Below are 22,316 nucleotides of genomic sequence, written 5' to 3'. Positions count from 1 at the left end.
GCCATCCAGACATCCGGACCATGCAGATCGAAACCAAGCTTCCCAAAGTCGGTACCACCATCTTCAGCGTCATGAGTCAGCTGGCGCTGGAATACAAGGCCGTCAATCTTGGCCAGGGCTTTCCGGATTTTGAGCCGCCGCAGCCCCTGCGCGACGCGATCACCCGCGCGATGGGCGAAGGCCGCAACCAGTACGCGCCGGGCATCGGCCTGCCGAGCCTGCGCGAGCAGATCGCGCTGAAGACCGAGCGCATGTATGGCCACCGCATCAGCGCCGATAGCGAGGTCACCGTCACTTCCGGTGCCACCGAGGCGTTGTTCGCCGCCATCGCCGCGGTGGTGCGCGCGGGCGACGAGGTGATCGTGTTCGATCCGGCCTACGACAGCTACGAGCCGGCCATCGACCTGCAGGGCGCGCGCGCGGTGCATATTCCGCTGGTGGCGCCGACGTTCGCGGTCGACTGGCAGCGCGTGCGTGATGCCGTTACGCCGAAGACGCGCATGATCCTTATCAACAGCCCGCATAACCCCACGGGCGCGGTGTTGTCCGCCGCCGACCTGGACGCGCTGGCCGCGATCGTGCGCGACACCGAAATCGTGGTGCTGTCCGACGAGGTGTACGAGCACATCGTGTATGACGGTGCGCAGCACCAGAGCGTGTTGCGCCATGCGGAACTGGCCGAGCGCAGCATCGTGGTGTCCTCGTTCGGCAAGACCTATCACTGCACGGGCTGGAAGCTGGGCTATGCGGTGGCGCCCAAGGCGCTTTCGGCCGAGTTCCGCAAGGTGCACCAGTACCTCACCTTTTGCACCTTCCATCCGGCCCAGGTGGCGTTCGCCGAGTTCATGGCGAGCACGCCGGAGCATTACCTGGAACTGCCGGCGTTCTACCAGGCCAAGCGCGACCGTTTCCGCGAGCTGATCCAGCCTTCGCGCTTCAAGCTGCTCGATGTTCCCGGTGGCTACTTCCAACTGGTCGACTATTCGGCCGTCAGCGACAAGGACGACGTGGCCTTCAGCGAATGGCTGGTGAAGGAAGCTGGCGTGGCGGCGATCCCGCTGACACCGTTCTACGACCAGGCGCCGGGCACGCACCTGCTGCGTCTGTGCTTCGCCAAGAGCGATGCCACCATGGAAGCCGCCGCGGAACGTCTATGCAAGCTCTAAGGGTAAGCCTGATCCAGGGCGCCACGCGCTGGCACGACGCGCCCGCCAATCGCGCCTATTACGGCGAGCTGGTGCGCCGCGTGGCCGGCCAGACCGATCTGGTGGTGCTGCCGGAAACCTTCCTGTCCGGCTTCAGCAACGACACCCGTGCCAGCGCCGAGACGATGGATGGCGAAGGCGTGGCCTGGATGCGCGCGCTGGCAGGCGAAGTGGACGCGGTGCTGTGCGGCAGCCTGGCCATTCGCGAAGGCGACACGGTCTACAACCGTCTCATCTGGGCGCGCCCGGACGGCAGCTATGCGCAGTACGACAAGCGCCACCTGTTCCGCATGGCGGGCGAGCACACGCGCTACGGCGGCGGCAATGAACGCGTGATCGTGGAACTGAAAGGCTGGCGCATCCTGCCGCAGGTTTGCTACGACCTGCGTTTCCCGGTGTGGTTGCGCAATGGTCGGCGCGAAGAGGCGGCGGGCGGCATGGACTACGACCTGGCCATCTTCGTGGCGAACTGGCCGGCACCGCGCCGGCAGCCGTGGCGCACGCTGTTGCGCGCCCGCGCCATCGAGAACCTGAGCTACGTGGTGGGACTCAACCGCGTGGGCGTGGACGGCAACGACCTGCCTTACGCGGGCGACAGCGCCGTGCTCGATCCGGTCGGTGAGCCGTTGGTCGAGCTGGGGCAGCAGGAGCAGGTGGTGACGGTGACCATCGATCCCGCGCCGCTGCTTGCGCACCGCGAGCGTTTCCCGGCCTGGATGGATGCGGACCGCTTCCAGCTCGAAAGGGATTGATCGCCAGGCCAGGCATTACACCTTGCCGGCCTGTTGCAGCAGGGTGAATTCCTCGTCGTCGAACAGGCGCGAGCGCAGCAGGAAACGCTGGCCGCCGCCATTCTCCAGCGAGAACATGCCGCCCCGGCCGGGCACCACGTCGATGATCAGCTGCGTGTGCTTCCAATAAGCGAATTGCGGCGCGCTGATGTAGAACGCCGCGCCGCCGATATCGCCCAGGTGCACGTCCCGGTCGCCGACGATGAAGTCGGCGACCGCAAAGCACATCGGCGAGGAACCATCGCAGCAACCGCCGGATTGATGGAACAGAACCGGCCCGTGCCGGTTGCGCAGTTCGGCGATCAGCCGCAGCGCGGCCGGCGTGGCCAGCACCTGCGGCGGCACGGGCGGTGCCTGGGTCATCAAAGCGCCATGTCCAGCACCACGCGCCCCTCGATCTTGCCGGCGTGCATGCGCGCGAAGACGTCGTTGATGTTCTCCAGCTTGTCCGCGCTGACGGTGGCGGCGACCTTGCCCTGTGCGGCGAAGTCCAGCGCTTCCTGCAGGTCCAGGCGGGTGCCGACGATCGATCCGCGCACCGTCACCCCGTTGAGCACCATGCCGAAGATGTCGAGCGGGAATTGCCCCGGCGGCAAGCCATTGAGGGACACCGTGCCGCCTCGACGAACCATGCCCAGCGCCTGTTCGAAGGCCTTGGGCGATACCGCGGTGACCAGCGCGCCGTGGGCGCCGCCGATCTCGCGCTTCAGGTAAGCCGCCGGGTCCGTATCGCGCGCGTTGACCGTCACGGTGGCGCCAAGCCGCCGCGCCAATGCCAGCTTGTCGTCGTCGATGTCCACGGCGGCGACATTGCGGCCCATGGCCTTGGCGTATTGCACCGCCATATGGCCGAGCCCGCCGATGCCCGAGATCACCACCCAGTCGCCGGGCTTGGTGTCGGTGACCTTCAGCCCCTTGTAGACGGTGACGCCGGCGCACAACAGGGGCGCGATCTCGACGAAGCCGATGCCATTCGGAAGATGTCCGACATAGTCGGCATTGGCCAGCGCGTATTCGGCGAAGCCGCCGTTAACCGAATAGCCGCTGTTCTGCTGCGCCTCGCACAGCGTTTCCCAGCCGCCCAGGCAGTGCTCGCAGTGGCCACAGGCCGAATACAGCCAGGGAATGCCCACCCGGTCGCCTTCCTTGACGTGGCTGACGCCGGCGCCGACCGCGACCACATGGCCGACGCCTTCGTGGCCGGGAATGAACGGCGGATTGGGCTTGACCGGCCAGTCGCCTTCGGCGGCGTGCAGATCGGTGTGGCAGACGCCGCACGCCTCGATCTTGACCAGGATGTCGCCGGCAGCCGGACGCGGCACCTGCACCTCCTCGATCACCAGCGGCTTGCCGAATGCCCGCACCACGGCGGCTTTCATCGTCTTGTTCATGACATCTCCTTGCTGCGTGTCTTCCATGGTTGCCGCCGGTGCGTGGTTTTGGCCACGCACCGGCGGAGAGGGAGTGAATATGCTTCAGCCCATGGCTGCAGGTATGGGATCAGAAGAAGCCCAGCGCCTTGGGCGAGTAGCTGACCAGCAGATTCTTGGTCTGCTGATAATGATTGAGCATCATCTTGTGGTTCTCGCGGCCGATACCCGATTGCTTGTAGCCGCCGAACGCGGCGTGCGCCGGATAGGCGTGATAGCAATTGGTCCACACACGCCCGGCCTGGATCGCACGGCCCATGCGGTAGAGGCGGCCGGCGTCGCGGCTCCACACGCCCGCGCCGAGGCCGTACAGCGTGTCGTTGGCGATCTGCAGGGCTTCGGCCTCGTCCCTGAACGTCGTCACCGAGACCACCGGGCCGAAGATTTCCTCCTGGAAGATGCGCATGCGGTTGTGGCCCTTGAACACCGTCGGCTTCACGTAATAGCCGCCGGCCAGCTCGCCCGGTAGTTCGTTGCGCGCGCCGCCGCTCAGCACCTGGGCGCCTTCCTGCTTGCCGATGTCGATGTAGGAGAGGATCTTCTCCAACTGCTCGCCGGAAGCCTGCGCGCCGACCATGGTGTTGGGATCGAGCGGATTGCCCTGCTTGATCGCGGCGACGCGTTCCAGCACGCGCTGCATGAACTTGTCGTAGATCGACTCCTGCACCAATGCGCGCGACGGGCAGGTGCAGACCTCGCCCTGGTTGAAGGCGAACATCACGAAACCTTCCACCGCCTTGTCGAGGAAATCGTCGTCCTCGGCCATCACGTCGGCGAAGAAAATGTTCGGCGACTTGCCGCCCAGTTCCAGCGTCACGGGGATCAGGTTCTGGCTGGCGTACTGCATGATCAGCCGGCCGGTGGTGGTTTCGCCGGTGAAGGCGATCTTGGCGATGCGGGGGCTGGAGGCGAGCGGCTTGCCGGCCTCCAGGCCGAAGCCGTTGACGACGTTGAGCACACCCGGCGGCAACAGGTCGCCGATCACTTCCATCAGTACCAGGATGCTGGCGGGCGTTTGTTCGGCGGGCTTGAGCACCACGCAATTGCCGGCGGCCAGCGCGGGGGCCAGCTTCCACGCCGCCATCAGCAACGGGAAATTCCAGGGAATGATTTGCCCCACCACGCCCAGCGGTTCATGGAAGTGGTAGGCGACGGTGTCGTGATCGATCTCGCTGAGGCCGCCTTCCTGGGCGCGAATGGCGCCGGCGAAATAGCGGAAATGGTCGGCTGCCAGCGGGATGTCGGCATTCAAGGTTTCGCGGATCGGCTTGCCGTTGTCCCAGGTTTCGGCATAGGCGAGCCGTTCGAGATTCTGCTCGATGCGGTCGGCGATGCGATTGAGCAGGTTGGCCCGCTCCGTGGCGGAGGTCTTGCCCCAGGCGTCTTTCGCCGCGTGGGCGGCGTCCAGCGCGGCATCGATGTCGTCGGTGTTGGAGCGCGCCACTTCGGTGAACACCTTGCCGGTGATCGGCGTGACGTTGGCGAAATACTGGCCGCTCTTGGGCGCCACCCATTGGCCTCCGATGAAGTTGGCGTAGCGCTGCTTGAAGATGGACTGCGGATCGGTGGCGTAAGGCTTGGTGGCAACAACGGCATTCATCGAATATCTCCTTGGCTTGCATCACGACGTAGTCAGGCATCGCTGACGGTGTCCTGGTGTACGCAATTGCAGTGCCAAGTCATCGATGCCGCGCTGCGGCAACGCTGTCCACGTCCATGGATGCAATAGCGCGTTCAAATCTTTCGCATTGCAGCAGCGGCGACGATTGCGTTGTTCACACAACTGTGTTGTTTATCGGAACAGCATTCCCGGCAGCTGTTGCAAATTGCGACACATAGGTGAGGTGGCATCGTCATGACTTTCATGCAATCGCAGCGTCGCCTCGGCCAGGCGCGTCGCACCTTTTTCGAAGTCGGCGGCGAGCCGGCGGGATCCGTGCCGGAAACCATCCTGCGTTCATGGCGCCGTTGCCAGCGGCAGGGGCTGCAGGCGCAGAGCAAGCCCCTGGTCGAGCCGGTGCCGGGAGCGCGCCTGCGCGAAATGCGCGAACGACATGAAACCTTGTGGCGGTTGGCGCGGGCCGAGCTGGAATTGCTGTCGGGCGACGTCGCGGCGACGGGCAGCATCGTCATCCTCACCGACGAAAAGGGTTGGATCCTCGACGCCGAGGGCAACCCTGCGTTCCTGGACAAGGCTGGCCGCGTGGCATTGATGCCGGGCGCCTGCTGGAGCGAAGCCCATCTGGGCACCAATGCCATCGGTACCGCCATCGTCGAAGGCGCCTCGGTGGAAGTGCGCGGCGGCGAGCACTATTTCGCGCCGCACGGCATTCTCAGCTGCGCGTCGTCGCCGATCTTCGATCCCTATGGCCAGCTGGTCGGCGTGCTGGATATTTCCGGTGATGCCAACGTGCCGCATATCCACGCGCTGGGCCTGGTTCGCCTGGCGGTGACGCACATCGAGCATCGCTATTTCGACGCCGGCATCGACGGCTGCGAATTGCTGCGCGTGCATCTCGATCCGACCTTGCTGGGCACGGCGCGCGAGGGCCTGCTGGCATTTCGCAGCGGCAAGCTGGTCGCGGCCAACCAGGTCGGGCTGACCTTGCTTGGACTGGATCGCAGCGAGATCGGGCGCGTGTCATACGACGCCTTGTTCGATGAACCCTTGAGCGCGTTGCGCCGCGATGGCGTGCTGCTCGACCGGCATGGCCATCCGCTGCACGGACGCGTCGATGCTGGTGATGCGCGACCGCGGCCGTTGGCATCGCGGCAACCGATCACCGTTTCCAGCAGTGCGCGGCACCCTCGCGTCGGCGAGGCGGTGTTGTTCGACCGCGCGCTGGAAACCGAGCTGGAGCGCGCACGGCGCGTGCTCGATGCCGACCTGCCGGTGCTGGTGCAAGGCGAAACCGGTTGCGGCAAGGAGGTTTTCGCGCGCGAACTGCATCGTCGCAGTGCGCGTGCCGGCAAGCCGTTCGTGGCGATCAACTGCGCCGCGCTGCCGGAAGGGCTGATCGAGGCCGAACTGTTCGGCTACGAGGACGGCGCCTTTACCGGCGCGCGCCGCAACGGCAATACCGGTTTGCTGCGGCAGGCCGATGGTGGGGTGTTGTTCCTGGACGAGATCGGCGACATGCCGTTGGCGTTGCAGCCGCGGCTACTGCGCGTCTTGCAGGAGCGTGAATTGTCACCACTGGGCGGCGGCAAGCCGATCAAGCTGGATTTCGCGCTGGTCTGCGCCACCCATCGCGACTTGAACGAGGCGATCGGCGCGGGGCGTTTTCGCGCCGACCTTTACTACCGCATCGCCCATCACGCCGTGCAGATACCCGCCGTGCGCGAACATCGCGATCGCGAACAGCTGGTGCGCGAATTGTGGGCGCGGCTGGGGCAGGGACGTCATCTGACCACCGAAGCGCTTGCCGCACTCGCCGACTATGCGTGGCCGGGCAACCTGCGTCAGTTGTCGGCGTGCCTGCGTACCCTGGTGGCGTTGCACGATGAGGGCGCGGTGATCGGCATGCCATCGTTGCCGGCCTATGTGCCGGCGACGCCTGCTTCCGCGCCGCGGGCATCCGAGGGACAGGGCGCGATCAACGATCTGCAGGCCATCACGGACCACGCGATGCGCGAGGCGCTGCAGGCCTGCGGAGGTAACGTGAGTCGCGCTGCGCGGCTACTGGGCGTCAACCGCAGCACCCTGTATCGACGGTTGCCATTGCAGGGTGCGGGAAAAACAGCGGGCGTTTGAATCAGCCCGCTTGCTGATTCTGCCTGGCCAAGGATGGGCTCACCCAGCCTTGGCCATGGCGATGCTAGAGAATCGACAGCACCGCTTCCGGTGGACGCCCGATCGCAGCCTTGCCGTTGGCGACCACGATGGGCCGCTCGATCAGGCGGGGATGGCTGGCCATCGCCGCGATCAAGGCGGTGTCGTCGAGCGCGGGATCGTCCAATCCCAGCTCGCCGTATTCCGGCTCGCCCTTGCGCATCAATTCACGCGGCGTCATGCCGAGCAGGTCCAGCAGCCCGGTCAGCTCGTCGATGCTGGGTGGCGTTTCGAGGTAATTGACCACCTCGCACGCTTCGCCGCGCGCTTCCAGTAACGCCAGGGTGGCGCGCGATTTCGAGCAGCGGTGGTTGTGGTAGATGCGTACCGTCATCGACGGATACCGGCTCAGCGATTGCCGTGCCGGTTACCACCACGGCCGCCGCCCTGCGGACGGCCGCCACCGGTGCCGCCACCATGGCCCTGCGGACGGTTGCCGCCACGACCTTGCGGGCGACCACCCTGGCCTTGTCCCTGGCCCTGGCCGGGACGCCCGCCAGGCTTGCCGCCACGGTTGCCGCCGGCGCCGCCGGCACGACCACCGCCAACGTTGCCGCCGCCGAAGCCGCCATAGGCGTTGCCGCTGCGACCTTCGCCGCCGCGATTGCCGAACGGCTTGGCGCCGCCTTCCGCGGAGCGTGCCCCGAACGGCTTGCCGGCGCCCGGGCCGCGACGATTGCCTGCGCCGGCTGCGCCGCCACGGGCGCCGCCCTCGCGGGTTTCGCCAGCGAACCAGGTGCGTACCGACGGCAGCTCCTGGCCCGGGGCCACGCCACGCTTGTTCTTGCGCGGCATGGCGTTGCCCGAGCGCTCGGGGCGCGCGACGTTGCCGTTCACTTCCTTGCCGCCCGGGCGGCGGCGCTGCTTGCCGCGTACCGGTTCTTCGCGGATGCGGTCATAGGCGCGCAACTCGCGGGCCTCGTCCTGATGCGCGCTGCTCCAGCCGCCGGTGACACCGCGTTCGGGGCGATACTCGGTGACGTTGCGCGCGGCGCGGCGCTGGTGCAGCACCGGGCTCAGCGTGAGCACCGGCTGCGGGGCGCCGAGGCCGGTGGTCTTGCGCAGATCCTTCACTGCCTCTTCGCCCAGCGCTTCGCAATCGCCGCGACGCAGGGCGCGCGGCAGCTCGATGCTGCCGTAGCGGATGCGCTTGAGGCGGCTGACCAGGAAGCCCTGCGAGTCCCACAGGCGGCGCACTTCGCGGTTGCGGCCTTCGCGGATCACCACGCGGAACCAGCTATGGCTGCCGCCACGGCTGATCACGCCGATCTCGTCGAAGCGGGCCGGGCCGTCTTCCAGCTCCACGCCGGCCTTGAGCTTTTCGATGATCTCGTCGGGCACTTCGCCGTGCACGCGGCACAGGTACTCGCGCTCCAGGCCGCTCTTGGGGTGCATCAGCGCGTTGGCCAGCTCGCCGTCGGTGGTGAGCAGCAGCAGGCCGGTGGTGTTGATGTCCAGGCGGCCCACGGCGACCCAGCGCGCACCCTTCAGGCGCGGCAGCTGTTCGAACACGGTGGGGCGGCCTTCGGGATCTTCGCGGGTGGTCACCACGCCTTCGGGCTTGTGGTAGACCAGCACTTCGGTTTCGTCGCGGTTGTCGGTGGCCACGATGAACTGCTTGCCATCGAGCACCACGCGGTCACCCGCATGCACGCTGGCGCCGATGCCGGCGGGGGCGCCGTTCAATTCGACTTCGCCGGCCTGGATGCGCTGCTCCAGCATGCGGCGAGAGCCGAGGCCTGCATTGGCCAGCACCTTGTGCAGGCGCTCTTCGATGGCGGGGGTGGTTTCGTCGCGCGGGGTGCGCTTGAGGGTCAAAACGGATTTCTGCGGCGCAGTCATGCGCGGTACTCCTTGGTGTCTTGCGTGGCGTCGCCGTCATCGGCGTCCGCGCGGTTCGCTGCCTCGTCGGCAGTGTTTATCGGTGCCTCGGCGTGGGATGCCGCGCCGGGTTCGGATGGGGTGCCGGCGACTTCCATCGCCAGCGGTGGTTCGTCGATCGGTGCGTCGGTGACGGCCTCGGTGTCTTCACCGGCCACCACCAGGGTTTCGTTCGCTTCGTCCGGATCGATCGGCAGGTCGCGCACCACGCGGGCGGGCAGCGGTTCCTGGTCGATACGCATCTGCGGGTCTTCCATGTCGCGGATTTCGGACAGCGGCGGCAGTTCGTCCAGCGACTTGAGGTTGAAGTAGTCGAGGAAGGCGCGGGTGGTGCCGAACAGGGCGGGCCTGCCGGGCACGTCGCGATAACCCACCACGCGGATCCATTCGCGCTCCTCCATCGTCTTGATGATGTTGGAGGACACCACCACGCCGCGGATCTGCTCGATCTCGGGGCGGGTGATCGGCTGGCGGTAGGCGATCAGGGCCAGCGTTTCCAGCAGGGCGCGCGAGTAGCGGCTGGGTTTCTCGGTCCACAGCCGGGAGAGCCAGGGATGTACGTCCTGCCGCACCTGGTAGCGGAAGCCGGAGGCCACCTCTTGCAGTTCCACGCCGCGACCGGTGCCGCAGTCCTCGGCCAGCGCTTCCAGCGCCTTGGCCACCTGTTCGCGGCCGACCTCGTCCTCTTCGCCGAACAGTTCCAGCAGTTGAGGGATGGTCATCGGCTGGGTGGATGCCAGCAATGCCGCCTCGATGATGGGTTTGAGTTGTTCGATCTGCATGGCCTCAATTCGGATGAGGTTGGAAGTGGATGCCGACGGCGCGTTGCCGCTTATTCGGCGGCGGCGGCCGGTTCATCGGCGCTAGGCTCTTCGACGGGTTCCTCGGCGTGGCCCGTCCTGGCCCTTACATAGATCGCGGCAAGCGGTTCTTCCTGCACGATTTCCACCAGCATTTCCTTGGCCAGCTCCAGCATGGCCAGGAAGGTTACGACCACGCCCAGGCGCCCCTCGGTGACATCGAACAGCGTCTCGAAGCGGTGGAAGCTGGTGTCGCCCAGCTTGCTCAGCAGCTCGCCCATGCGCTGGCGCACGCTGAGCGCCTCGCGCTTGATGGCGTGGTGCCCGAACAGCTCGGCGCGGTGCATCACGTCCTTGAGCGCCAGCAGCAGCTCTTTCAGCTCCAGCGGCGGCGGCAACTTGACCACGTTGCGTTCGCCCACGTCGGCATGGGCCGGCGCGAAGTCGCGTTCCATCCGGGGCAGGGTGTCGATGTCCTCCGCGGCTCGCTTGAAGCGCTCGTATTCCTGCAGCCGCCGGACCAGTTCGGCGCGGGGGTCTTCCTCCACGCCCTCCTCGGCCGGCGGTCGCGGCAGCAGCAGCCGCGACTTGATCTCACCGAGGATGGCGGCCATCAGCAGGTACTCGGCCGCCAGCTCAAGGCGCATCACATCGCGCATCATCTCGATGTAATCCATGTACTGCCGGGTGATCTCGGCGACAGGGATGTCCAGAATGTCCAGGTTTTGCCGCCGGATCAGGTAAAGCAACAGGTCCAGCGGTCCCTCGAATGCCTCCAGGATGACTTCCAGCGCGTCCGGCGGGATGTACAGGTCCTGCGGCATCTGCAGCATCGGCTCGCCACGGACGATGGCGAGCGGCATTTCCTGCTGTTGCGGTACCGAGGCAAACGCATCCTGCGGTGCTGCGACCGGCTGAGGCTCGACTGGCTCAGTGCTCATCAATACCTGTCGTATGGCCGTCCACGACGGCTTGCGTAGTATTCAACACGTTAGGAAACGTTCTGTCCCACCGGCATTCGCATTACGGAATGCCCCCGCCCGGATAGCGCCCTTGGGCTAGCAACCGGTTGAAACTGTCTTGCACGATGCCTAGCCGGTGCGCCTTGCGCCACCGTCATGGGCATGCATGATGAAATCGCGCGTATGGCGTTTCGATCAGGCTGGCCATGAGCGACCCTTGAGCGACCTTGGCGTGCCTGTCGGGCACGGCAAAAACGCAAGTCCGAAGGTGACGCAGCCTGCGTCACTGACTGTTCAATCGGTCGGCTGAGTGCATCGGGATGGGTGCCGTAGCGGTCGATCCTGGCCGATCGTGCGTGCACCCTTGGACCCACGCATGGCCAAGATTAGCCGCTGGACGCCGCCAAGTCCAGTGCACGTGTTCATCCGTCTCGCGGCAAAATAGTGATTCATGCCACCCGACGAACGCTCAATCATCCATGTCGACATGGACGCCTTCTACGCGTCCGTGGAGCAGCTCGACCAGCCGGATCTGCGTGGCGTACCGGTGATCGTCGCCGGGCTGGGCCCGCGTGGGGTCGTATCCACCTGCAGTTATGAGGCACGCCGCTTCGGCGTGCGTTCGGCCATGCCCACGGCGCAGGCGCGGCGCCTATGCCCGGATGGGGTCTACCTGTGGCCTCGTATGGCCCGCTACGAAGAAGTATCGGCGCAGGTGTTCGAGGTATTCCATGAAGTGACGCCCCTGGTCGAGGGCCTATCGCTGGATGAGGCTTTCCTCGACGTCAGTGCCAGTCTTCGGTTGCTGGGATCGATCGAGGTGATTGGTCGGCGGGTGAAGAACGCGATTTTCGAGCGTACCCGCCTGGTGGCCTCAGTGGGCATGGGGCCCAACAAACTGCTGGCCAAGCTGGCGAGCGAGATCTCCAAGCCCAATGGATTCCATCGCATCGTTCCGGAGCGGGCGGCGGCGGAGCTGGCCCCCTTGCCGGTGGGGCGCCTGTGGACGGTGGGAAAGGTTACCGAGCAGGCCCTGCACCGACTGGGCATCCGCACCATCGGCGAATTGGCAGCATGTGACACGGCGCGTCTGGCCAGTGCGCTGGGGCGTCAGGTTGGCGTCATACAGGCCTTGGCCCGGGGCGAGGACGAGCGCTGCGTAGAGCCGGAACAGGCCGAGCAATCGATCGGCGCCGAGCATACGTTCGACGTTGATCTGGTGGAGTACGAGTTGGCGGAATCCTGGCTGCTGCGCCACGGTGAGCGTATCGCTGCACGTGCGCGCCAGCGCGGGCTCAAGGGGAGCACGGTGACCGTCAAGCTGCGTGAGCCTCCGTTTGTCACGCATACGCGACAGGCGCAATTGGGCGTGCCCAGCGCATCGGTCAGCGAGATTTACGAGGTGGCACGAGGCTTGCTTCGCACGTGGTGGCAAGCCCAGCCCAGGCCGCGTTTGCGCTTGCTGGGCGTCAGTCTGTCGGGTTTCGCGGAGCGGCATCAGCAGGAACTGTTCGAGAGTGCTCAAGCAGAGGGCATCACCGACCAGTTGCAGGATCGGATCAACAGTCGTTTCGGGTCGGGAAGCTTGGTGCGCGCGGGCGTTTTGCGAACGCGCAGCCAGGATTGAAGTTGAGCGGAGGCACTCCACATCGAGGTGATGCGGTAGTGCTTTCAGGACGAAGCCATCAGCGCCACGGAGAATGTGGCGCGAGGAGACCAGGCAGGATGAGCAGAGCGGAAGACAACACCAGGAACAGCTCCGACCCGGAGCAGTTGCGACCGGCGCGCATGCGGATCGAGACCACGGTGCTGATGAGCCGTGGCGACGAGTCGCATCCCACCGAGCTGGTGGATATCTCCGCGACCGGGGTCTTGTTGCGTCGCCCGCTGGGCTGGCGGGGCGAGGTGGGGCAAAGCTGGATCCTGGACATGATCTTCGGCCACGACCTGCACATCCACCTGGAGGCCCAGGTGGCCCGCGTCTCGGATCGTCACCTGGGCTTTGCCTATACGCGCATCCCCGAGGACAAGCAGGTGCCGCTGTGGAACCTGCTGGGTGGCTACGCCGACATCCTGGAGCTGTGGCACGACGAGTGAGCGCTGGCGACAGCGCTCCTCAACGAAAACGCCCGCCTTTCGGCGGGCGCTTTGTTTGTACATAGCGGCAGCGTCAGCTGTGGGCGACGGCGGCCGTCTTCTCGTCACGCAGCTCGCGACGCAGGATCTTGCCCACGTTGCTCTTGGGCAGCGAGTCGCGGAACTCGATGATCTTCGGACGCTTGTAGCCGGTGAGATTGTCGTGGCAGAACTTCTTGAGTTCCTCCACCGTGAGGTTCGGGTCCTTGCGCACCACGAACAGCTTGACCACCTCGCCCGAGTGCTCGTCGGGCACGCCCACGGCAGCCACTTCGGCCACGCCCGGGTGCTGCATCACCACGTCTTCGACTTCGTTCGGATACACATTGAAGCCGGACACCAGGATCATGTCTTTCTTGCGGTCGACGATGTAGAAATAGCCCTTTTCGTCCATCCGCGCGACATCGCCGGTGTGCAACCAGCCATCGGCCGAAAGCACCTTGGCGGTTTCGTCCGGGCGCTGCCAGTAGCCCTTCATCACCTGCGGGCCGCGCACCATCAATTCGCCGACTTCACCTTGCGGCAGCGGCTGGCCATCTTCGGACCAGATCGCCACGTCGGTGGAAGGAATCGGCAAGCCGATGGAGCCGTTGTAGGCCGGGAGATCCAGCGGATTGATGCAGGCCGCCGGCGAGGTTTCGGTAAGGCCGTAGGCCTCGACCAGCGTGCAGCCGGTGACCTTCTTCCAGCGCTCGGCGACCGCGCGCTGCACGGCCATGCCGCCGCCCAGGGTCAGGTGCAGGCGCGAGAAATCGAGTTCGGCGAAGCCCGGCGTGTTGAGCAGGCCGTTGAACAGCGTGTTGACGCCGGTGAGTGCGGTGAAGTGGGACTGCTTGAGCTCCTTGACGAAGCCGGGCATGTCGCGCGGGTTGGTGATCAGCCAGTTGAGGCCGCCCAGGCGCATGAACACCAGGCCGTTCGCAGTGAGCGAAAAGATGTGGTACAGCGGCAGCGCGGTGATGATGACCTCTTCACCCGGCTTGGCGTTGGTGCCGATCCAGGCGCCCGCCTGCATCATGTTGGCCACCATGTTGCCGTGGGTGAGCATGGCGCCCTTGGCCACGCCGGTGGTGCCACCGGTGTATTGCAGGAAGGCGATATCGTCGTGGCCCAGCGGCACCTTGACCAGCGGGTGGCTGGCGCCCTTGGCCAGCGCATCGTTGAAGCGCACGGCATGCGGCAGGTGATACGGCGGCACCATCTTCTTGACGTGCTTGAGCGCGAAGTTGATCAGCACGCCCTTGGCGCCCAGCAGGTCGCCGATGCCGGTGGTGATGATGTGCTTGACCGCGGTCTCCTCCACCACCTGCTGCAGCGTGGCGGCGAAATTGTCGAGCACCACGATGGCCTTGGCGCCGGCGTCCTCCAGCTGGTGCTTGAGTTCGCGCGCGGTATACATCGGGTTGGTATTGACCACCACCAGGCCGGCGCGCAGCGCGCCGAACAGGGCGATGGGGTACTGCAGCACGTTGGGCATCATGATCGCGATGCGATCGCCCTTGCCGAGCTTGAGCACGCCGGTGAGGTAACCGGCGAACTGCCGGCTCATCTCGTCGATCTGGCCGTAGCTGAGCTTCTTGCCGAAACTGGCGAACGCGGGGCGCTGGCGGAAACGCTCGAAAGCCTCTTCCACGACGGCGGCCACGGAGGCGTATTGGTTGCTATCGATCTGTGCCGGAACGCCTTCCGGATAATGGGCCAGCCACGGACGCTCGTTGCTCATGTTGGATCCAAAGCTCCTGTATGTAACGGCCCGTTGGTGGTGATCCCACGGGTAGGGCAAGATGATGACGCGGCATTGGAGCATACGCTCGCGTATAGCAGCAAGCCGCGCTGCAACGAGATGCGAGCGTGCGCGAGATGGCGAAAACTCTGATCTGGGCGCTGTTTTGCGGCGCCGCAATATCGACCATGGTCGGGTGCCATCGGGCGCCGGACGAGTTGCTGATCCGGCGGGCCATCGAGCATGCCACGACGGCGGCGGAGCGAACCGATGCCTCGGCGCTGGGCGATCCGCTCGCTGATGACTTCGATGGCAATGGCGGCGAACTCGATCGCCAGCAACTGGTGGACCTGTTGCGCGTGGCGCATTTCCGTGGCGAGACCCTTCACGCACTGACCGGACCGATCACCGTCGAGCCGCATGGCGAGCGCTACGTCGCGAGCTTCAGCATCACCCTCACCAGTGGCGGGAAACTGCTACCGGCGCAGATGGGGATGTACAAGGTGGAGACGGCATGGCGGAAGGAGGGGAGCGCATGGCGCTGCTATTCGGCGAGCTGGACGCGGCAGTTGTAGCTCCCCACAGCCACTCATGCCCTCACCGTTATCCCAGCGAAAGCTGGGACGACGAGCCAGGCTGGGATGACGAGCGGGTAAAAGGAAACGCCGCTCCATGGCGGCGTTTCCATCGGGCTCAGGCTGCCTTCTTGCTGGCCAGCTGGCGCAGCACGTACTGCAGGATGCCGCCATGGCGGAAGAACTCGCGTTCCTTCGGGGTCAGCAGCAGCACCTTGACGTTGAAGGTCTTCTTGCTGCCGTCCGCCGCGGTGGCGGTGACCTTGGCGGTCTTCGATTCGCCGCCGTCCAGGCCGGTGATGTCGAAGGTTTCCTTGCCGGTGAGGCCCAGCGACTGCGCGTTCTGGCCATCCTCGAACTGGCAGGGCAGCACGCCCATGCCGACCAGGTTGGAGCGGTGGATGCGCTCGAAACTTTCGGCGATCACCGCCTTCACGCCCAGCAGCAGGGTGCCCTTGGCGGCCCAGTCGCGCGACGAGCCGGTGCCGTATTCCTTGCCGGCCAGCACCACCAGCGGGGTCTTCTCCGCCTTGTACTTCACGGCCGCATCGTAGATGGCCAGTTGCTCGCCCGAAGGCACGTGCAGCGTGTAGCCGCCCTCGACGCCGTTGAGCATCAGGTTCTTGATGCGGATGTTGGCGAAGGTGCCGCGCACCATCACGTCGTCGTTGCCGCGACGCGAGCCGTAGGAGTTGAAGTCCTTCGGATCGACGCCCTTGCTGATCAGGAAGCGGCCCGCCGGGCTGTCCTTCTTGATCGAGCCGGCCGGCGAGATGTGGTCGGTGGTGATGGAGTCGCCGAACAGGCCCAGCACGCGGGCGCCGTGGATGTCCTCGATGCTGCCCGGCTCCTTGCTCATGCCGTCGAAGTAGGGCGGATTCTTGATGTAGGTGGAATCGCCCCACTGGTAGAGGTCGCCGTCCGGCGAGGCGATCTTGTTCCAGCGGGTATCGCCCTTGAACACATCCGCGTAGTTCTTCTCGAACATCTGCGGATTGATGGCGCCGGCGATGGTGTCGGAGATTTCCTTGTTGCTCGGCCAGATGTCCTTCAGATACACCGGCTTGCCGTCGCTGCCGGTGCCGAGGGCATCCTTGGTCAGGTCGATGTCCAGCGTGCCGGCCAGTGCATAGGCGACCACCAGCGGCGGCGAGGCCAGATAGTTCATCTTCACTTCCGGATGCACGCGGCCCTCGAAGTTGCGGTTGCCCGACAGCACCGAGGCCACCGCCAGGTCACCCTCGGCGATGCCCTTGCTGATTTCGGGCGGCAGCGGACCGGAGTTGCCGATGCAGGTGGTGCAGCCGTAGCCCACGATATAGAAGCCGATCTTTTCCAGCTCCTTGAGCAGGCCGGTCTTCTCCAGGTAGTCGGTGACCACCAGCGAGCCCGGGCCGATCGAGGTCTTCACCCACGGCTGCGCCTTGAGGCCCTTGGCTGCTGCCTTCTTGGCGAGCAGGCCGGCGCCCAGCATCACCGCCGGGTTGGAGGTGTTGGTGCAGGAGGTGATCGCGGCGATTACCACTGCGCCATCGCCGAGCTTGAAGCTCTCGCCGTCCTTCTCCACCCGCACGCCGCCGTCGGTGATGTCATTGGCCGGGTTGCCGATGGCCGTTGCGCCGCCTTCGTTCTGGAAGCTGGCGGTGTCGCCGTTCCGCGGCTGGCGGTTGGCGGTCAGCGGGCCGACCGCGTCATGGAAACTCTTTTGCACGCCTTCCAGCAGCACGCGGTCCTGCGGGCGCTTGGGGCCGGCCAGCGAGGGCCGCACGTCGGCCAGGTCCAGTTCCAGCGTGGTGGTGAACTCGGCATGCGGGGTGTTTTCGTCATGCCACAGGCCCTGGGCCTTGGCATAGGCCTCGACCAGCGAGATCTGCGCTTCGCTGCGACCGGACAGGCGCAGGTAGTTCAGCGCTTCCTGGTCGATCGGGAAGATGCCGCAGGTGGCGCCGTATTCCGGGGCCATGTTGCCGATGGTGGCGCGGTCGGCCAGCGGCAGGTGCTTGAGCCCGTCGCCGAAGAACTCCACGAACTTGCCCACCACGCCCAGCTTGCGCAGCATCTGGGTCACGGTGAGCACCAGGTCGGTGGCGGTGACGCCCTCGGACAGCTTGCCCTTCAGCTTGAAGCCGACCACCTGCGGAATCAGCATCGACGAGGGCTGGCCCAGCATGGCCGCTTCCGCCTCGATGCCGCCCACGCCCCAGCCCAGCACGCCCACGCCGTTGATCATGGTGGTGTGCGAGTCGGTGCCGAACACGGTGTCCGGGTAGGCCCACTGCTGGCCGTCCTGTTCGGCGGTGAACACCACGCGGGCCAGGTGCTCCAGGTTCACCTGGTGCACGATGCCGGTGCGCGGCGGCACCACCTTGAAGTTGTTGAAGGCCTTCTGGCCCCAGCGCAGGAACGAGTAGCGTTCCTGGTTGCGCTGGAATTCGATCTCGACGTTCTGCTCCAGCGCCGACTCCGAGCCGTAGACGTCGACCTGCACGGAGTGGTCGATCACCAGCTCGGCCGGCGCCAGGGGATTGATCTGGTTGGCATTGCCGCCCAGCTTCACCACGGCGTCGCGCATGGCGGCCAGGTCGACCACGCAGGGCACGCCGGTGAAATCCTGCAGTACCACGCGGGCCGGCATGAAGGAGATCTCGGTGTCCGGCTCGGCCTTGGCGTTCCAGTTGGCCACCGCCTCGATTTCCTTGGTGGTGACGTTGAGCCCGTCCTCATGGCGCAACAGGTTTTCCAGCAGGATCTTCAACGAGTAAGGCAGGCGCTTGAGGTCGAAGCGTTGACCGAGCTTGGTCAGGCTGGCGATCTGGTACTGGCTGCCGTTGACAGTGAGGGTGTCGCGGGTGGCGAATGAATCCAGCATGGGGCTAACTCCTGTTGCTTTGAGTCTGGCGGACGCGCGGGGCGCAGCTAGGGGATCCTACGGCACGAAACGTGAGAGGAATTGCAAAGACGGGCATCGGCATGACGGTCCTGCGCTCAAGCCATTCCAAGGAATGGTTCCTCTCCATCGGCACTGTCGATCAGTTTGGGGCAAAAGCCGGGACGTGCAAGCTACCCGTTCGGTTATTCCGCCATACGGTCATTGCAAGATTTCGAACGCTGCCGGAAGCGTTGCCTTGCATTGCGGCAGTTGCCCCCCGGCTGGCAAAATAAGCGGCTTGTATGCCGCTGCAAAGTGGCATGGAGACAAGGTTTTGCGCCTTGTCGAGCGTTGCCTCCCACGTAGTTCATCGGACGAGATCACATGCTTAACGCCTACCGCCAACATGTTGCCGAGCGCGCCGCGCTGGGTATCCCGCCGCTGCCGCTGTCGGCCCAGCAGACCGCCGACGTGATCGAGCTGCTGAAGAACCCGCCGGCTGGCGAGGAAGCCTTCCTGGTCGAGCTGATCAGCCATCGCGTGCCGGCCGGCGTGGACGATGCGGCCAAGGTCAAGGCGTCGTATCTGGCGGCGGTGGCGTTCGGCACCGAGCAATGCACGCTGATCTCCCGCGCGAAGGCCACCGAGCTGCTCGGCACCATGCTGGGCGGCTACAACATCCATCCGCTGATCGAACTGCTGGACGACGCGCAGGTCGGCACCATCGCCGCCGAGGCGCTGAAGAAGACCCTGCTGATGTTCGACGCCTTCCACGACGTGAAGGAGAAGGCGGACCAGGGCAATGCCAACGCCAAGTCGGTGCTGCAGAGCTGGGCCGACGCCGAATGGTTCACCAGCCGTCCGGAAGTGCCCGAGAGCCTCACCGTCACCGTGTTCAAGGTGCCGGGCGAGACCAACACCGACGACCTGTCGCCGGCCCCGGATGCCACCACCCGCCCGGACATCCCGCTGCACGCGCTGGCCATGCTGAAGAACAAGCGCGACGGCGCGCCGTTCGAGCCGGAAGAAGACGGCAAGCGCGGCCCGATCGCCTTCATCGAATCGCTCAAGGCCAAGGGCCACCTGATTGCCTACGTGGGCGACGTGGTCGGCACCGGTTCCAGCCGCAAGTCCGCCACCAACTCGGTGCTGTGGTTCACCGGCGAGGACATCCCGTTCATCCCGAACAAGCGCTTCGGCGGCGTGTGCCTGGGCAGCAAGATCGCCCCGATCTTCTACAACACCATGGAAGACGCCGGCGCGCTGCCGATCGAACTCGATGTCTCCAAGATGGAGATGGGCGACGTGGTCGAGCTGCGTCCCTATGAGGGCAAGGCGCTGAAGAACGGCGAGGTGATCGCCGAATTCCAGGTGAAGTCCGACGTGCTGTTCGACGAAGTGCGCGCCGGTGGCCGCATTCCGCTGATCGTGGGGCGTGGCCTCACCGCCAAGGCGCGCGAGGCGCTGGGCCTGCCGGTGTCGACCCTGTTCCGCCTGCCGCAGCAGCCGGCCGATACCGGCAAGGGCTTCACCCTGGCGCAGAAGATGGTCGGCCGCGCCTGCGGCCTGCCCGAAGGCCAGGGCGTGCGCCCGGGCACCTATTGCGAGCCGAAGATGACCTCGGTGGGTTCGCAGGACACCACCGGCCCGATGACCCGCGACGAGCTGAAGGACCTGGCCTGCCTGGGTTTCTCGGCCGACCTGGTGATGCAGTCGTTCTGCCACACCGCCGCCTATCCGAAACCGGTGGACGTGAAGACCCACCACACGCTGCCGGAATTCATCAGCACCCGTGGCGGCATCTCGCTGCGTCCGGGCGACGGCGTGATCCACTCCTGGCTCAACCGCATGCTGCTGCCCGACACCGTCGGCACCGGCGGCGACAGCCACACGCGCTTCCCGATCGGCATCTCGTTCCCGGCCGGCTCCGGCCTGGTGGCGTTCGCCGCCGCTACCGGCGTGATGCCGCTGGACATGCCCGAATCCGTACTGGTGCGCTTCAAGGGCGAGCTGCAGCCGGGCGTCACCCTGCGTGACCTGGTCAACGCGATCCCGCTGTACGCGATCAAGAGCGGCCTGCTCACCGTCGCCAAGCAGGGCAAGAAGAACATCTTCTCCGGTCGCATCCTGGAGATCGAAGGCCTGCCGAACCTCAAGGTGGAGCAGGCGTTCGAGCTGTCCGACGCCTCGGCCGAACGTTCCGCGGCCGGCTGCACGGTGCACCTGGACAAGGCGCCGATCATCGAATACATCCACAGCAACATCACGCTGCTGAAGGTCATGATCGCCCAGGGCTACAAGGACCCGCGCAGCCTGCAGCGCCGCATCAAGGCGATGGAAGCATGGCTGGCCAACCCGCAGCTGCTGCAGCGCGATGCCGACGCGGAATACGCGGCCGTCATCGAGATCGACCTGGCCGACGTGCACGAGCCCATCGTGGCCTGCCCGAACGACCCGGACGACGTGAAGACCCTGTCCGACGTGGCCGGCGCCAAGATCGATGAAGTGTTCATCGGTTCGTGCATGACCAACATCGGCCACTTCCGTGCCGCCTCCAAGTTGCTGGAAGGCAAGCGCGACATCCCGACCAAGCTGTGGGTGGCACCGCCGACCAAGATGGACCAGCAGCAGCTGACCGAGGAAGGCCACTACGGCGTGCTCGGCACCGCCGGCGCCCGCATGGAAATGCCGGGTTGCTCGCTGTGCATGGGCAACCAGGCACAGGTGCGCGAGGGCGCCACGGTGTTCTCCACCTCCACCCGCAACTTCCCCAACCGCCTGGGCAAGAACTCCAACGTGTACCTGGGTTCGGCCGAGCTGGCCGCGATCTGCTCGCGCCTGGGTCGCATCCCGACCAAGCAGGAGTACATGGCGGACATCGGCGTGATCAACGCCAACGGCGAGAAGATCTACAAGTACATGAACTTCGACCAGATCGCCGATTACCAGGAAGTAGCCGATACGGTTACTGCCTGAGCCAGGCAGATCATCCGGTGATAGCAAGGGAAGGGCGGCGCAAGCCGCCCTTCTTTTTGGGCAAGTTCCTTTATCCGTTCGACGGTATCCGCACGCCTTCGTCATTCCCGCTTGCGCAGGAATGACGTGAAGGACGGCGGACAGGCGCGCCCTCGTTTATGCTGTCGCCACGTCACCGGCCAGGGCCCATCCCCAGCGCATGATCTCCACCCACCTCTCGGTAGTTTCGCTGCGCGACCTCATGCTGGTGCAGGCGGTGAGCCGCCACGGCAGCTTCAACAGCGCGGCGCGGGCGATGCACATCAGTCCCTCCGGGCTCTCGCACCAGGTGCAGAAGGTGGAGCAGGCACTGGGCGCGCCGTTGTTCGAGCGCGGCGGCCGTCGCGTGGTGCCGACGGCGGGCGGGCAACGCTTGCTGCAACAGATCGATGCCGTGCTGGCCGCGGCCGAGCATCTGCAGCAGGTGGCGCGTGCGGGCGAGGTCGCGTTTGGCGGCGAATTGCGGCTGGGCGTGCCGGCCTCGTTGGGGCCGTACCTGCTGCCGCATCTGATCGAGCCGTTTCCCCAGCATTTTCCCGGCACACGGCTGAGCCTCTCCGAAGGCAAGCCGCGCGGCCTGTTGCGCCGGTTGAACGAAGGCGAGCTGGACGCCGTGCTGGCGCCGCGCGTGGCGCCGGTCAGCGGCGTCGCCATGCGGCCGTTGTTCTTCGAGCCGTGGGAAGTGATGTTGCGTGCGGATCACGCGCTCGCCGGCAAGCGCAGCGTGGCGCTTGAACAGCTCGAGGCATGCGATGCCACGCTGATGACCGAAAGCCACGCCGACGACGTGCTCGGTGGCGGCCATGTGCAAGACGTGAGCCTGGAAAGCCTCGCCGCGCTGGTGGGGCTGCGCGGCGGCTACGCACTGGTGCCGGCGCTGGCCCATGACCGGCTCGCCTCGATGCCCGACATCGTGCTGTCCAAGTTCAAGGGGCAGGCGCCGGGACGCGAGATCGCGCTGTACTGGCGCGAAGCCTCGCCGTGGCGCAGCGACCTGCAGGCGTTCGCGACGCTGCTGCGCAAGCTGGCGAAACAGCGGCCAGGCCTGCGCTTGCTTGACGAAGCCGGCTAGCGGGCCACGCTCCCGCAAGGGGAAC

The 22,316-nt window shown here is 65.8% G+C and carries 17 protein-coding genes; 8 read left to right on the top strand and 9 right to left on the bottom strand.

The window, feature by feature from the left end:
- The first annotated feature begins 20 nt into the window (after positions 1–20).
- The gene (locus MJ606_RS17650; RefSeq protein ID WP_243050871.1) at positions 21–1,166 is read left to right on the top strand and encodes a pyridoxal phosphate-dependent aminotransferase; all 1,146 of its coding nucleotides are present in this window, start codon (positions 21–23) and stop codon (positions 1,164–1,166) included.
- The gene (locus MJ606_RS17645) at positions 1,154–1,957 is read left to right on the top strand and encodes an amidohydrolase (protein ID WP_243050870.1); all 804 of its coding nucleotides are present in this window, start codon (positions 1,154–1,156) and stop codon (positions 1,955–1,957) included. Before MJ606_RS17650 ends, MJ606_RS17645 begins: the two co-directional genes overlap by 13 nt.
- Positions 1,958–1,972: 15 nt before the next feature.
- Here the strand turns inward: MJ606_RS17645 and MJ606_RS17640 are convergent, their stop codons facing one another.
- The 3 genes from MJ606_RS17640 to adh form a co-directional block, all read right to left on the bottom strand.
- Positions 1,973–2,359, bottom strand: coding sequence for a DUF779 domain-containing protein (locus MJ606_RS17640; protein WP_243050869.1), 387 nt, complete (start codon positions 2,357–2,359; stop codon positions 1,973–1,975).
- Positions 2,359–3,387 (bottom strand): alcohol dehydrogenase AdhP, encoded by a 1,029-nt coding sequence (gene adhP / locus MJ606_RS17635; protein ID WP_243050868.1) that lies wholly within the window; start codon positions 3,385–3,387, stop codon positions 2,359–2,361. Before adhP ends, MJ606_RS17640 begins: the two co-directional genes overlap by 1 nt.
- Positions 3,388–3,496: 109 nt before the next feature.
- Positions 3,497–5,026 carry an aldehyde dehydrogenase gene (adh, locus tag MJ606_RS17630; protein WP_243050867.1) on the bottom strand — a complete coding sequence of 510 codons (1,530 nt, stop codon included), beginning with the start codon at positions 5,024–5,026 and terminating at the stop codon, positions 3,497–3,499.
- A 255-nt stretch (positions 5,027–5,281) separates the two neighbouring features.
- On the opposite strand from adh, the gene MJ606_RS17625 reads away from it, so the two are divergent.
- On the top strand, positions 5,282–7,180 hold the full coding sequence (locus MJ606_RS17625) for a sigma-54-dependent Fis family transcriptional regulator (RefSeq protein WP_243050866.1): 1,899 nt from the start codon (positions 5,282–5,284) through the stop codon (positions 7,178–7,180).
- 64 nt (positions 7,181–7,244) lie between these two features.
- Here MJ606_RS17625 and arsC read toward each other — a convergent pair whose 3' ends face one another.
- From arsC to MJ606_RS17605, 4 genes are read right to left on the bottom strand one after another with little or no spacing between them, the layout of a single operon-like run.
- On the bottom strand, positions 7,245–7,592 hold the full coding sequence (gene arsC / locus MJ606_RS17620) for an arsenate reductase (glutaredoxin) (RefSeq protein ID WP_243050865.1): 348 nt from the start codon (positions 7,590–7,592) through the stop codon (positions 7,245–7,247).
- A gap of 14 nt (positions 7,593–7,606) precedes the next feature.
- Positions 7,607–9,100 (bottom strand): pseudouridine synthase, encoded by a 1,494-nt coding sequence (locus MJ606_RS17615; protein WP_243050864.1) that lies wholly within the window; start codon positions 9,098–9,100, stop codon positions 7,607–7,609.
- A complete protein-coding gene (gene scpB, locus MJ606_RS17610) occupies positions 9,097–9,921 on the bottom strand; it encodes an SMC-Scp complex subunit ScpB (protein WP_243050863.1) in 825 nt (274 codons plus the stop codon). Before scpB ends, MJ606_RS17615 begins: the two co-directional genes overlap by 4 nt.
- Before the next feature lie 50 nt (positions 9,922–9,971).
- The gene (locus MJ606_RS17605) at positions 9,972–10,880 is read right to left on the bottom strand and encodes a ScpA family protein (RefSeq protein WP_243050862.1); all 909 of its coding nucleotides are present in this window, start codon (positions 10,878–10,880) and stop codon (positions 9,972–9,974) included.
- A 472-nt stretch (positions 10,881–11,352) separates the two neighbouring features.
- Here MJ606_RS17605 and MJ606_RS17600 point away from each other — a divergent pair, with 472 nt between their 5' ends.
- Both MJ606_RS17600 and MJ606_RS17595 read left to right on the top strand, forming a co-directional pair.
- Positions 11,353–12,528 (top strand): DNA polymerase IV, encoded by a 1,176-nt coding sequence (locus MJ606_RS17600; protein ID WP_243050861.1) that lies wholly within the window; start codon positions 11,353–11,355, stop codon positions 12,526–12,528.
- 98 nt (positions 12,529–12,626) lie between these two features.
- A complete protein-coding gene (locus MJ606_RS17595; RefSeq protein ID WP_243050860.1) occupies positions 12,627–12,998 on the top strand; it encodes a PilZ domain-containing protein in 372 nt (123 codons plus the stop codon).
- A 73-nt stretch (positions 12,999–13,071) separates the two neighbouring features.
- Here the strand turns inward: MJ606_RS17595 and MJ606_RS17590 are convergent, their stop codons facing one another.
- Positions 13,072–14,760: a long-chain-fatty-acid--CoA ligase gene (locus MJ606_RS17590; protein WP_243050859.1), complete on the bottom strand. Its 1,689-nt coding sequence runs from the start codon at positions 14,758–14,760 to the stop codon at positions 13,072–13,074.
- Positions 14,761–14,897: 137 nt separating this feature from the next.
- Here MJ606_RS17590 and MJ606_RS17585 point away from each other — a divergent pair, with 137 nt between their 5' ends.
- On the top strand, positions 14,898–15,335 hold the full coding sequence (locus MJ606_RS17585; RefSeq protein WP_243050929.1) for a hypothetical protein: 438 nt from the start codon (positions 14,898–14,900) through the stop codon (positions 15,333–15,335).
- A gap of 118 nt (positions 15,336–15,453) precedes the next feature.
- On the opposite strand, the gene acnA is transcribed toward MJ606_RS17585, so the two are convergent.
- Positions 15,454–18,204, bottom strand: coding sequence for an aconitate hydratase AcnA (acnA, locus tag MJ606_RS17580; RefSeq protein WP_243050858.1), 2,751 nt, complete (start codon positions 18,202–18,204; stop codon positions 15,454–15,456).
- Positions 18,205–18,588: 384 nt separating this feature from the next.
- On the opposite strand from acnA, the gene MJ606_RS17575 reads away from it, so the two are divergent.
- Both MJ606_RS17575 and MJ606_RS17570 read left to right on the top strand, forming a co-directional pair.
- Entirely contained in the window at positions 18,589–21,180 is a 2,592-nt protein-coding gene (locus MJ606_RS17575) for a bifunctional aconitate hydratase 2/2-methylisocitrate dehydratase (protein ID WP_243050857.1), read from the top strand.
- A gap of 199 nt (positions 21,181–21,379) precedes the next feature.
- The gene (locus tag MJ606_RS17570; protein WP_243050856.1) at positions 21,380–22,291 is read left to right on the top strand and encodes a LysR family transcriptional regulator; all 912 of its coding nucleotides are present in this window, start codon (positions 21,380–21,382) and stop codon (positions 22,289–22,291) included.
- The last annotated feature ends 25 nt before the right edge of the window (positions 22,292–22,316 follow it).

The sequence above is a fragment of the Dyella sp. RRB7 genome (assembly GCF_022761115.1).
Taxonomy (GTDB): domain Bacteria; phylum Pseudomonadota; class Gammaproteobacteria; order Xanthomonadales; family Rhodanobacteraceae; genus Dyella.
Note: the sequence above shows the minus strand (reverse complement) of the source record. Positions and strands in the feature narration are given on the sequence as shown.